Genomic DNA, 12,657 nt, shown 5'->3' with positions numbered 1-12,657 from the left:
TGTGGTAAAATGTGCTAATCAGAAAAGTGCAGGTGGAAACGTGAAAGGACAGGAGAGGGAGAAAAAAGGACGTTTTGTTTATACAAGGCGAGTACAAAAGGAAAACGTTCGGCGGATGTTGATAGCATCGGTCTGCTTTTTTATACTTTTTTTCGTGAATTCCCTTGTTCTGCAAATTCAGACAGCAGGAACAATAAAACCTTATATTATGGCACCGTTTATGGTGCTGGCGGAGTTGTACGCAGGAGTATATATCCTAAGATCCTATCGGTGGCTTTCTAGTCGGAAAAAGTGGGATATGCGTTTACAACTTTATTTGTTTTGGCTGATTTTTGCAACGCTGATGCTTACAGCAACTTTCATGTCTGAACGTACCTTTTTCAAATTGTCAGTATATTGGATTATGACAACAGTATTGGCTGTTGTTCCGTTGTGGAATAATAAGGAGTTTTTAGTGAGCCAGGGCATTCAGATAGCAGCTCTTTTGTTTCTAATTTTCTATCAGAAACTTGGTATAGAGAACGTTATTTATTTATCGGCGAATCAGCTGATGTGTTGTGTTATTTCCAGGCAGGGATATTATAATTTTCTTCAGCGAGCAGCGGATGCTACTGCGATTGATACAGCAAAGACCTTATCGGAGACAGACCCAATGACGAATCTGTTGAACCGGAGGGGGTTGGAGCGTAGTCTCGAGCGAGTTTGGACAGGATGCGTACGCAACAATAGGATGGTTGCGGTTATTATGATTGATATTGATAATTTTAAAAAATATAATGATCATTTCGGACATTTAGAGGGAGACACTTGTATTCGTAGAGTTACTGCGGAAATTCATAAGATGACGGGCAAAAAGTCAGACCTTGCTGCCAGAGTAGGCGGTGAAGAATTTGTAGTCTGTCTCCCTGGAATGGAAAAGGGAGAGGCACTGAACTGGGCAATTAAATTGAAAGAAAATGTAGAGAGTTTGAATATTCCACAGGCTGAAGAAAATTTCTTGCCTTTTGTATCGGTAAGCGTGGGTGTAGTTTGTGGATATGCAAGACGGAGTGCTGACTTTGAACAAATGCGAAAAAAGGCAGATGAGGCTCTTTATGAAGCAAAAGAAAGCGGAAGAGCTTGTGTTTATATGGATGGAGAATGTCATGCTAGAACAAGAGTAGCGGGCAATATAAGACAGTATTATATGGAAAGAGGTTTCCGTTCTTTAGGGTAAGTTCTTGACAAGTGAATGGAATTGGAATAGAATAACTGTTACTGATAGATAAGTAAAAGTGAAGAAGAGGATTAGTACAGATTGGAACATGTACAGAGAGGGAATCGGTTGGTGGAAGATTCCTCATGAGAACATCTAGAACCTACCTTGGAGCTGCATATGAAAGTATGCCGTATCTCTGCGATAAAGAGAATGAGAGAAGTAATGCTTTGCATCACTTAATCAGGGTGGTACCGCCGGAATTCCGGTCCCTAGTAGGGATTGGAGCTCTGGCGTTTTTTGATATCATAGGAAACACTTTTTATATTTTAAGAAAAGGAGAAAATAAAATGGCAAAGGACAAAAAATTAGTAGAAGCCATTACATCTATGGATACTGACTTTGCACAGTGGTATACAGATGTAGTAAAGAAAGCAGAATTGATTGCTTATTCTAGCGTGAAAGGTTGTATGATAATTAAGCCGGCAGGATATGCGATCTGGGAAAATATTCAGAAAGAGTTGGATGCAAGATTTAAGGAAACCGGTGTGGAAAATGTATATATGCCAATGTTTATACCGGAAAGCCTCTTGGAAAAAGAAAAGGATCATGTAGAAGGATTTGCACCGGAAGTTGCATGGGTAACCCAGGGTGGATTAAATGAATTGCAGGAAAAACTTTGTGTCAGACCAACTTCTGAGACATTATTCTGTGATTTCTATGCAAATGAAGTGCAGTCATATCGTGATTTGCCAAAATGTTATAATCAGTGGTGCTCTGTCGTACGTTGGGAAAAGGAGACAAGACCTTTCTTACGTTCCAGAGAATTTTTGTGGCAGGAAGGACATACTGCTCATGCTACGGCGGAAGAGTCAGAAGCAAGAACACTTCAGATGTTGAATCTGTATGCAGATTTCTGTGAAGAAGTTCTGGCAATGCCTGTAATTCGTGGTAGAAAGACAGAAAAAGAGAAATTTGCAGGGGCAGAAGCAACTTATACCATTGAAGCCTTAATGCATGACGGAAAAGCATTGCAGTCCGGTACCAGTCACAACTTTGGAGATGGATTTGCAAAAGCATTTGGTATTCAGTATACAGACAAGGATAATAAACTTCAATATGTACACCAGACTTCCTGGGGAATGACCACACGTCTGATTGGAGCAATCATTATGGTACATGGTGATGATTCCGGATTGGTACTGCCACCGAAAATTGCACCGGTACAGGTTATGGTAATTCCAATTCAGCAGCATAAAGAAGGCGTTTTGGAAAAAGCAGCAGAAGTGAAAGAGGCATTGGCTAAGGCTGGAATCCGTGTAAAGACAGATGAAAGTGATAAGAGTCCGGGATGGAAGTTCTCAGAACAGGAAATGCGTGGTATTCCAGTTCGTGTAGAATTAGGACCGAAGGATATTGAGGCAGGAAAATGTGTATTGGTACGTCGTGACACCGGAGAGAAGACAGAATGTGCTCTTGAAGATGTGACAAAGGTTGTACCGGAGTTGTTAGAAGCAATTCAAAAGAATATGTTTGAACGCGCGAAAGCACATAGAGATTCTCATATTACAGATGCAAAATCATATCCTGCATTTAAGGATGCGGTTGAGAATAAACCGGGATTCATTCGTGCAATGTGGTGTGGCGATATGGCATGTGAGGATAAGATAAAAGAAGATACAACAGCAACCTCTCGTTGCATACCGTTAGAGGATCAGGAACCAATTTCAGATGTATGTGTTTGCTGTGGAAAGCCTGCACATAAACTGGTATATTGGGGAAAAGCATATTAAAGAAAATAATAAAATAAATAACAAAGAAGGCGACATCCGATTTACTTATCTGATGTCGCCTTCTAAACTATGTTGTCCATTGGACCATTACCTCAACTTTCTTGAGTTTTCGAAATCTCAATTCTTTTCTTTTGAAATTTTGCTACCTTTGAATTCTGTTAGTATGTATCCATATCTGAATATAGCAGCTGGATTATCACACTATTTTTCTTTTTATTCTTCGATTCAAGGCTTCTACGGAAAATCTTTTTGATTTCTTCTGTTTTCCAAATCTTTTATAAAAATCTGGATGTTCTTTTTCTTGTACCTAAGTGCTCAATCATTTGTTGAGTCTTTTAGGGAGATAAAATTAAGTTTCTGGTGGACTGTACCTCTCTTTCTTTGTTTTTGTTTTCTTTTGATGATTTAATTATATACGACAAAATAATAAATGTCAACAATTATTTTGAAAAAAATAGATTAGCAATGCTTATAACTGAAATAAAAAGTATAAGCATTAGAATATTCTGAAAATAATAAATAGCGAAAAAGAAAGTTTATATTAATGTAATCAAAATGTAACAAGATTTAGGGATTTTGTTTCATCTAAAAAGAAAAAGAGTGATATAATAGGCGAGCGGCCAATGAGCGGCGTAAGACGGAGAGAAGTAAGAAAAGGAACGAAAGATGTTATTTTGTAGTGAAGCATTTATATTTGTATTTTTGCCGGTGTTTATGCTGGTTTATTATATTACCCCGGAACGATGGAGAAATCTGGTACTGTTTCTGGGGAGCCTTTGGTTTTATTTTGTAGGAGAACGTACCTGGTTTTTTCTGATCATTGTTTCTTTAGTGATGCATTTTCTTGGAACTTCTTGTATGCAAGGAAGGGGAAAGAAGCAGCGAAAGGGAATATTGATTCTGCTATTGATATATGATTTCGGAAGTCTGTTTGTGTTTAAATATCTGCCCTTTTTGGCGGGGGAAGAAAACATAAAGTTGACGCTTCCTTTGGGAATTAGTTTTTACACCTTTCAGATAGCAGCTTATGCGATTGATGTATACCGCAGACCAGAGGAATATGAGAAGGATTTCGTAGGTTTGGGAACTTATTTGTGTATGTTCCCACAGTTGATTGCCGGTCCGATTGTGTTATTTCGAGATGTAGCGGCTCAAATAAAAAAACGGCAAGTAAATCTGCAGGGGCTGGAAGAAGGACTGAAGATATTCACGGTAGGACTTGCTTACAAGATGTTGATTGCCAATGTATTGGGGCGGCTGTGGAACGAGGTTCGCGTGGTAGGCATCGAAAGTGTTTCCACCAGCATGGCGTGGCTGGGAGCTTTTGCGTATTCTTTGCAGTTGTATTTTGATTTTAACGGATATTCTTTGATGGCAATGGGACTCGGAAAAATGTTGGGATTTTCTATCCCAAGAAACTTTAATCACCCATATATTGCAGTGTCCATAACAGATTTTTGGCGTAGATGGCATATTACTTTAAGTACCTGGTTTCGAGATTATTTATATATTCCTCTGGGAGGAAATCGAAAGGGAAAATATCGTACGATTTGTAACTTGTTTATCGTATGGGCATTGACTGGAATCTGGCATGGAGCAGGCTGGAATTTTGCAATGTGGGGAATTTACTATTTTCTCTTATTAGTATTGGAAAAAGTAATTTTGGGAAAATTTTTGGAAAAACATCATGGAATCGGTAGAGTATATACCATGATATTAGTGGTAGCCGGTTGGGTAATATTTTCGTTGGAAGATATGGGAAGTATCGGGATATGTCTGAAAAAGATGTTTTGCTGGATGGGAACAGAGCATGCATGGACTTTGAATTGGCATGTTACGGTAGACGCGTTACAAAGATACGGAATATTTTTCTTGGCGGCAATTTTATTGTCTACTTATTTCCCAGAGAAAATATATAAAAAGTATCAGAATCGTATCTGGTTTTCGATTATGTTACTGGGAATCTTCTGGGCAAGTGTTTACCAGATAGTGACAGCGGAAAGCAACCCATTTCTGTATTTTAGGTTTTAACAAATTTTGGTTGGAGAGTAAATGTATGAAACAGTGGAGAAAATATCCTTTCTTTTTTATGATAGTGATAAGTAGTCTGATATATGGTGGAAGTCAGTTACTGGGAGCGGAGAAGGAGCCGGAACCGCAGAATGTATTTGTAAGTCAGGTGTCGAAGGAAAATGCGGCTATGGAAGGAAAAAAAGAAATAAAAACAGTACAAAAAACAGAGAAAGAGAATGTGCCACAGGAAAGTGCAATTCCCGATATGTCTCCGGAAGAAGTGGTGCCAGCAGCAGAAGCAGTGGAGCCAACAGAAATACCGGTGGAAATGCAGACGATACCGGAAAAGCGCGAGTTCCAGCGAGTAGAAATGGATTATTTGGATGATGCATTGTTTATTGGAGATTCTCGTACTTCTACTTTGTATGAATATGCAGGATGGGAGAATACGGATTTTTTTGTAAAATATGGTCAAATGGTCTGGGATGTGTGGGAGAATGATATGGATGGAGTTACACTGGAACAGATGCTGACGAGCAAGCAGTATGGAAAAATATACATTATGCTTGGAATCAATGAACTTGGGGTTGGAACACCGGAAAGCTTTGCAGCGCAGTTTGGGAGCGTAGTGGAACAGGTGCGGCAGTTTCAACCCAATGCTGTTATTTTTGTAGAGTCAATTATGCATGTGACTCAGAGCAAGGATGCGGAGAATACTTATATTAATAATCAGGAAATTAATGCAAGGAATGAAAAGTTAAAGGAGTTGGCAGATAACCAGACAGTATTTTATATTGATGAAAATGAAGTTATGGATGAGCCGGGAACCGGAATGCTGAAAGAAGAGTATTCCTTTGATGGGGTACATTTGCAGGCAAAATATATTGAAGTCTGGAGAGAGTTCTTGTTAGATCATGGAATAAAATAGAAAGCAACGAATGAAAAAGCAGGAAAAAGCGATTTTTATCGCTTTCCTGCTTTTCGTTAATTCTGTGCTTCATATGCTTCACGACAGGCTTTTGCCAGCTGATCGCCACAGGAGGTTGGTCTGCCATTGCAGCGGATGCCTCCAATCTTTTGTTCTACTTGTTCTACAGTAAGACCTTCTACCAGCTTTGGGATTGCCTGAAGATTGCCGTTGCAACCACCGGTAAACTTTACATTTTTTACGATATTGCCATCCAACTCTACTTCAATAAGAGTGGAGCAAGTGCCTTTTGTTTTATATAAGTAACTCATGTACAATCTCCTTTCTGATATGTATACATAAAGAAAAATGTTTTCTAGATTGGCATTATAGCACAAAAAGTACAAACAGAAAAGGGCAATTAATAAAAAATTCACAATTCGTTCATTGGATTAAGTATTGTTTCTACTGGGATAAAGTGGTACAATAAACGAAGTTGCCCTTATGGGCAGAATAGAGCGGTGATAAGTTTTACCGGATAGAAATAGGAGCGAATATATGGGTATTGTAAGTAAGATGTTCGGAACACATAGTGAAAGGGAGTTGAAGAGGGTCTATCCTATTGTAGATAAGATAGAGGCTTTACGTCCGTCCATGGTGGAGTTGACTGATGAGCAGTTGAGAGACAAGACGAAAGAATATAAGAAGAGACTGGAAGAAGGAGAAACTCTGGATCAGTTGCTACCGGAAGCTTATGCTACCGTGCGCGAAGCAGCAAGAAGAGCCATAGGAATGGAACACTATCGTGTACAGTTGATAGGTGGTGTTATCCTGCATCAGGGACGTATTTCTGAAATGAGGACTGGTGAAGGTAAGACATTGGTATCTACATTGCCGGCATACTTAAACGCGTTGGAAGGAAAAGGCGTGCATGTCGTAACGGTAAATGATTATTTGGCACAGCGTGATGCTGAGTGGATGGGAAAAGTACATGAGTTTTTAGGACTTACCGTAGGTGTTGTTTTGAATTCTATGGACAATAAGGAACGTAGAGAAGCATATGCATGTGATATTACCTATGTTACTAACAACGAACTTGGTTTCGATTATCTGCGTGATAATATGGTTATTTATAAAGAGCAGTTGGTACAGCGTGATTTGCACTATGCAATCATCGACGAAGTTGACTCTGTTTTAATCGATGAAGCAAGAACACCGCTTATTATTTCCGGACAGAGTGGAAAATCTACCAGTCTTTATGAGGCGTGTGACGTTTTGGCAAGACAGATGGAACGTGGTGAGGATATGCCGGAGTTTTCCAAAATGGATGCTATCATGGGTATCGAACACGAAGAGACCGGAGATTTTGTTGTAAATGAAAAGGATAAGGTAGTAAACCTGACAGAACAGGGTGTTAAAAAAGTAGAGCAGTTCTTTAAGATTGAAAACCTTGCCGATGCTGAAAACTTGGAGATTCAGCATAATGTTATTCTGGCATTGCGTGCACACAATTTGATGTTCCGTGATCAGGACTATGTGGTTCAGGATGACAAGGTTATGATCGTAGACGAATTTACCGGACGTATTATGCCGGGACGTCGTTACTCCGATGGTTTGCATCAGGCAATTGAAGCAAAAGAGCATGTAAAGGTAAAACGTGAGAGCAAGACTCTGGCAAACATTACCTTCCAGAACTTCTTTAATAAATATGCTAAAAAATGTGGTATGACCGGTACCGCATTGACAGAAGAAAAGGAATTTCGTGATATCTATGGAATGGACGTTATTGAGATTCCTACCAATAAACCAGTGCTTCGTCAGGACTTACAGGATGCAGTATATAAGACCAAGAAGGAAAAATTCCATGCAGTAATACAGGAAATTGAAGAAGCACACGCAAAGGGACAACCGGTATTGGTTGGTACGATTACCATTGAAACTTCTGAACTTATCAGTGGTATGTTGAAAAAACGTGGTATTCCTCATAAAGTTTTGAATGCGAAGTTCCATGAATTGGAAGCTGAAATTGTAGCAGAAGCAGGACGTCATGGCGCAGTTACAATTGCAACGAATATGGCAGGACGTGGTACAGATATTAAGTTGGATGATGATGCCAAAGCAGCCGGTGGTCTTAAGATTATAGGTACAGAGCGTCATGAATCCAGACGTATTGACAATCAGTTGCGTGGACGTTCCGGACGTCAGGGAGACCCGGGACAGTCACAGTTCTTCATTTCTTTGGAAGATGATTTACTTCGTTTGTTTGGTTCCGAAAAGCTTATGAGTATGTTTGATGCTCTGGGTGTTCCGGAAAATGAGCAGATTCAGCACAAGATGCTGACAAATGCTATTGAAAAAGCGCAGATGAAGATAGAGAGCAATAACTTTGGAATTCGTAAAAACCTGTTGGAATATGACCAAGTTATGAATGAACAAAGAGAGATTATCTATGCAGAAAGACGTCGGGTATTAGATGGTGAAAGTATGCGCGATGTTATCTACAAGATGATTACAGATCGAGTAGAAAATACAGTAGATACCTGTATTTCAGCAGATCAGGAAAGCAACGAATGGGATTTACATGAACTAAATGAATTGTTAATTCCGATTGTACCTTTGAAACCGGTAACACCGGAGGACGTAAAGGGTATCAAGGCAAATGAACTGAAACATCGTTTGAAAGAGCAGGCAGTAAAACTGTATGAGGCAAAGGAATCAGAATTTCCGGAACCGGAAGCAGTACGAGAGTTAGAACGTGTAGTTCTGCTAAAAGTGATTGACCGTAAGTGGATGGATCATATTGATGATATGGATCAGCTTCGTCAGGGAATCGGATTGCAGGCATACGGACAGAGAGATCCATTGGTAGAATACAAGATGGCAGGTTATGACATGTTTGATGACATGATTTCCAATATTCAGGAAGATACCGTGCGATTACTGTTCCATGTAAGAATTGAGCAGAAGGTTGAAAGAGAACAGGTTGCTAAGGTAACAGGAACCAACCGTGATGAATCTACACAACGTGGACCGAAGAAGCGTGAGGCAGCAAAGGTATATCCGAACGATCCTTGCCCATGTGGAAGTGGTAAAAAGTACAAACAGTGTTGTGGAAGAAAATAAGATGAAAAAGTACAGAACAAACATTCGATTTGTTCTGTACTTTTTATTTGTCTTCTGTTATAATGGGGAACAGATAAGGCAAACTAAGTATAAAGGAAAATGAATTCATAAAGGAGGAACTTTCATGGATCATTTCAAATTACATTCCCAGTACCAGCCTACCGGTGATCAGCCACAGGCAATCGAACAGTTGGTAAAGGGATTCAAAGAAGGAAATCAGTTTGAGACATTGCTGGGTGTTACCGGTTCCGGTAAGACCTTTACTATGGCAAATGTGATTCAACAATTAAATAAACCAACTTTGATTATTGCGCATAATAAGACTTTGGCGGCACAGCTTTATGGGGAGTTCAAAGAGTTTTTTCCGGAAAATGCGGTGGAATATTTTGTGTCCTATTATGCTTAGAAAATATGTACCACAAAATATTGGGGAAAGTGCGGTTTTTTAATCTATATATTGTGTCCGTAATACTCTCACAGACTATACGGACTATATAGACAGTATTTCGCTGGTGACCCAATTATTCCACTTGAGAAAATTCATGCAAAGGATATCGATGATATGACACAGCTTCGTCAGGGAATTGGTCTGCAGGCATATGGACAGAGAGATCTTCTTGTAGAATATAAGATGGCTGGATTTGACATGTTTGACGCAATGATTTCTGCAATTCAGGAAGACACAATCAGACTTCTCTATCATGTACAGGTTCAGCAGAAGGTTGAGCGTGAGCAGGTAGCAAAGGTTACAGGAACCAATAAGGATGAGTCAGCAGCAAATGCACCTAAAAAACGAGCAAGCAAAAAGGTATTTCCAAATGAGCCATGTCCATGTGGATCAGGAAAGAAGTACAAGCAGTGCTGTGGAAAGTTTAATTAAATAGTAGATTATCGAAGACCTTCTCACTTTATGTGGTGAGGTTTTGCGTTATGGAATTATAGCCTTGTTATCAATTTTCGTGGGAAGGTGTTCCATGTATCATGCGTATTTTTTTACAATCACTGAAACGTTTTTGAGATTAATTATAGAGAATAAGGAAAATTGTGTGTGCAATAAAATAAGAATAGTGGTATTGACTGTATAAGGTGATAGTAATATAATACTAAATGAAAAGTCTAATCCCCCAGCTATGCTGGGGAGAATAGTGTAAGTGGAAACGGTGAGGATATCAATAAAAAACCTCCTATGTTATATTGAGAATGGTGTCGCAAGCCAAACTCAAACATAGGAGGTGGTCCTAATGGACAATAGAAGCATATCACATACTCGATGGAAATGCCAATATCATATCGTATTTATTCCGAAGTACCGCAAAAAGGTATTGTATGGGAAAGTACGAGATGATGTAAGAGAGATAATCAGTGTACTCTGCAAGTATAAGGATGTGGAGATTATAGCTGGAGCAGTTTGCATAGACCATGTGCATTTAAGTGTGGCGATTCCAACAAAGTTGAGTATTTCGAATTTTATGGGATACTTAAAGGGAAAAAGTACATTGATGATTTATGATAGACATCCCGAGCTGCAAAGTAAATGGGATAAAGCATTTTGGGCGCGAGGATATTATGTTGAAACAATTGGTAATGTTACCGATGAAGCCGTACAGATATATATAAAAGAGCAAGCAGAAGAGTCAAGAAAAGAAGATTCTCGAAGTACCGCTTTATAGCGGACCAGTAAAAGTGCTTGCGATACCGCCCTTTAGGGCGAGCAGTAACATAGCCCTTTGGAGGGCTAATAATAAACCACCACTTGAAGTGGTGGTTGCTAACTAGACATCAAATTGGTTTAAAGGGAAAATTACAATGATTTTGGAGGGTATTACATGAAGAAACTGGCAATGAAAACAAGAATAATCATAATATCGCTTGTGATTTTTTGGATTGGGATCTTATTATTAGTAATGAGTTCAGTCAAAACTATGGAATCTGGAATCAAACATTCGATGATAAAGCAATTTGTAGAAGAGGACAAGCAAATTGCTGCACAAGCAGAAATTATTTTGGAAAAGGGAGGCGGAACAGAGGAGCTACAAACTTTTGTACAAAATCTTACACAGAAGAATCAAAATATTGCTTATGCAGTTGTGATAGATACTACAGTTACTGCGATTGCTCATTCTGATACTGAAAAAATTGGGAAAAATTATTCTGATGACACATCATATACGGTACCGGCGGCTACACAGGGGGAAGTAAAGACAAGTGAATTCTGGGCAGATGTACAGCAGGCGTGGACATATGATGTAATGTATCCTATTTATCAAAATGGAGAGCTTGTTGCATCTATGGATATTGGAATATACGATAATACAGTGAGTGATGTTTCATCTGAAGTAAAAAAGACAGAGATAATTTCTGCAGTGGTTTTATCACTTATAGTAGGTGCTTTGCTGGTAATAGTGTTAAAACGTGAGTTGAAGGATTTTGGCAAGCTAGCAGCTGTTTTTGATATTATGGGAGAGGGAGATTTTACTGTAGAAATAGACCCAAAGTATGTAGAGCGCAATGATGAAATTGGTATAATTGCAAAATCAGCAGAGAATATGAAAGAAAATCTGGCGAGACTTATTGGAAGAACCAACAAAGAGGTTGAGGTTCTCTCCCAGATGCAGAAAAATCTTACAGAGAGAATTGATGATACTAGAAATAAGTCATCATTTATTGTTTCAATTACAGATAATGCTGTGGGGCATACAGCAGAGCAGAAGTCTTTGTCAGCTGATAACATGAATCGTGCAAAGGATATAAGTGAAGGCGTGAAAGGCGTATCTGATAATATTTCAAATATTAGTCTTGCGGCTCAGGAAACGGCATCAGCAGCAGAGTTGGGAGCAGAGAAGCTGAACAACGTAGTTAATCAGGTTCAGAAAATTGGTGCAAATGTACATGAGACGAGAAAACAGATTGGCGAGCTTGAGAGCATGTCAAGTGAGATTGAAAGTGTTATTAAGATGATTGCTGATATAGCATCACAGACAAATCTTCTTTCTCTTAATGCATCAATTGAGGCAGCGCGTGCTGGCGAGCAAGGTAAAGGCTTTGCAGTGGTTGCAACAGAAGTTGGTGCACTTGCAGTTCAGTCAAGTGAGTCTGCAGAGAAGATAGCTGACATGATTCGTGAGATTCAGGAATGCATAAAGGCATGTGTTTCTCTTATGGAGGAAGGTGTTGACTCAGCTCAGGAAGGTGTAGATTTGGCTGAGGATACAATGGTAAACTTTGAGGGCATCAATGAGAAAATTAATGAGATTTCTAATGAGATTAGAAGTATTGCTGATGTCGTACAGGAAACCTCTGATGGAGTTGATTCATTGCAGGCAGCTATAGAAAACATTGAGGAGATAGCTGGTGAGGTGAGTGAGAATACAGAAAACATATCTGATGCGGTAAATGAGCAGAGTGATATGATGTATCGTGTGAAAGAAGAAATCAGTGAGCTTGCACAGATTTCAGCAGAACTTTCTGAGGGACTAAAGGTATTTAGAATCAAACAAAAATAAATACTGCTAAGGTAAAACGGCTGCGGTATCCATTAGTAGGGGAATTGCAGCCGCTTTTTACTGTGTAGGAAATTAGTGCGTATAACAAATAGAACAAATGTTCTAAAATCTATGGACAATCGG

General features: G+C 39.2%; 8 protein-coding genes, 2 pseudogenes and 1 other annotated feature. Of the genes and pseudogenes, 9 read left to right on the top strand and 1 reads right to left on the bottom strand.

Annotated elements, in window-relative coordinates:
- Window positions 1-40 precede the first annotated feature (40 nt).
- The 4 genes from BIV20_RS13400 (at window position 41) to BIV20_RS13385 (ending at window position 5,929) form a co-directional block, all read left to right on the top strand.
- Window positions 41-1,216, top strand: a complete 1,176-nt coding sequence (locus tag BIV20_RS13400; RefSeq protein ID WP_143524551.1) for a GGDEF domain-containing protein — start codon at window positions 41-43, stop codon at window positions 1,214-1,216.
- Window positions 1,217-1,268: 52 nt separating this feature from the next.
- Window positions 1,269-1,472 (top strand) — a binding site (T-box leader).
- A gap of 73 nt (window positions 1,473-1,545) precedes the next feature.
- Complete coding sequence (proS, locus tag BIV20_RS13395; protein WP_075721285.1) at window positions 1,546-2,988, top strand: proline--tRNA ligase; 1,443 nt, start codon at window positions 1,546-1,548, stop codon at window positions 2,986-2,988.
- Between the two features lie 666 nt (window positions 2,989-3,654).
- Window positions 3,655-5,019 (top strand): MBOAT family O-acyltransferase, encoded by a 1,365-nt coding sequence (locus tag BIV20_RS13390; RefSeq protein WP_075721164.1) that lies wholly within the window; start codon window positions 3,655-3,657, stop codon window positions 5,017-5,019.
- A 25-nt stretch (window positions 5,020-5,044) separates the two neighbouring features.
- A complete protein-coding gene (locus BIV20_RS13385; protein ID WP_075721165.1) occupies window positions 5,045-5,929 on the top strand; it encodes a GDSL-type esterase/lipase family protein in 885 nt (294 codons plus the stop codon).
- A gap of 56 nt (window positions 5,930-5,985) precedes the next feature.
- On the opposite strand, the gene BIV20_RS13380 is transcribed toward BIV20_RS13385, so the two are convergent.
- Window positions 5,986-6,240, bottom strand: coding sequence for a TIGR03905 family TSCPD domain-containing protein (locus tag BIV20_RS13380; RefSeq protein WP_075721166.1), 255 nt, complete (start codon window positions 6,238-6,240; stop codon window positions 5,986-5,988).
- 226 nt (window positions 6,241-6,466) lie between these two features.
- Here BIV20_RS13380 and secA point away from each other — a divergent pair, with 226 nt between their 5' ends.
- The 5 genes and pseudogenes from secA to BIV20_RS13355 all read left to right on the top strand — a co-directional run bounded on the left by secA (window position 6,467) and on the right by BIV20_RS13355 (window position 12,534).
- Window positions 6,467-9,031 carry a preprotein translocase subunit SecA gene (gene secA, locus BIV20_RS13375; protein ID WP_075721167.1) on the top strand — a complete coding sequence of 855 codons (2,565 nt, stop codon included), beginning with the start codon at window positions 6,467-6,469 and terminating at the stop codon, window positions 9,029-9,031.
- A gap of 124 nt (window positions 9,032-9,155) precedes the next feature.
- A pseudogene (locus BIV20_RS13370) lies at window positions 9,156-9,431 on the top strand (DEAD/DEAH box helicase family protein); the annotation flags it as partial.
- Window positions 9,432-9,584: 153 nt separating this feature from the next.
- A pseudogene (locus BIV20_RS13365) lies at window positions 9,585-9,911 on the top strand (SEC-C metal-binding domain-containing protein); the annotation flags it as partial.
- 361 nt (window positions 9,912-10,272) lie between these two features.
- Complete coding sequence (tnpA, locus tag BIV20_RS13360) at window positions 10,273-10,701, top strand: IS200/IS605 family transposase (RefSeq protein WP_075721169.1); 429 nt, start codon at window positions 10,273-10,275, stop codon at window positions 10,699-10,701.
- Window positions 10,702-10,857: 156 nt separating this feature from the next.
- Entirely contained in the window at window positions 10,858-12,534 is a 1,677-nt protein-coding gene (locus BIV20_RS13355) for a methyl-accepting chemotaxis protein (protein WP_075721170.1), read from the top strand.
- The last annotated feature ends 123 nt before the right edge of the window (window positions 12,535-12,657 follow it).

It is taken from the genome of Roseburia sp. 499 (assembly GCF_001940225.2).
GTDB lineage: Bacteria > Bacillota > Clostridia > Lachnospirales > Lachnospiraceae > Petralouisia.
This window is presented reverse-complemented; position numbering and strand designations above follow the sequence as displayed.

Excerpts from the sequence above, each read along its gene's own strand:
- proS (WP_075721285.1), top strand. The coding sequence starts at position 1,546 with ATGGCAAAGGACAAAAAATTAGTAGAAGCCATTACATCTATGGATACT.
- BIV20_RS13390 (WP_075721164.1), top strand. The coding sequence starts at position 3,655 with ATGTTATTTTGTAGTGAAGCATTTATATTTGTATTTTTGCCGGTGTTT.
- BIV20_RS13385 (WP_075721165.1), top strand. The coding sequence starts at position 5,045 with ATGAAACAGTGGAGAAAATATCCTTTCTTTTTTATGATAGTGATAAGT.
- BIV20_RS13380 (WP_075721166.1), bottom strand. The coding sequence starts at position 6,240 with ATGAGTTACTTATATAAAACAAAAGGCACTTGCTCCACTCTTATTGAA.
- secA (WP_075721167.1), top strand. The coding sequence starts at position 6,467 with ATGGGTATTGTAAGTAAGATGTTCGGAACACATAGTGAAAGGGAGTTG.
- tnpA (WP_075721169.1), top strand. The coding sequence starts at position 10,273 with ATGGACAATAGAAGCATATCACATACTCGATGGAAATGCCAATATCAT.
- BIV20_RS13355 (WP_075721170.1), top strand. The coding sequence starts at position 10,858 with ATGAAGAAACTGGCAATGAAAACAAGAATAATCATAATATCGCTTGTG.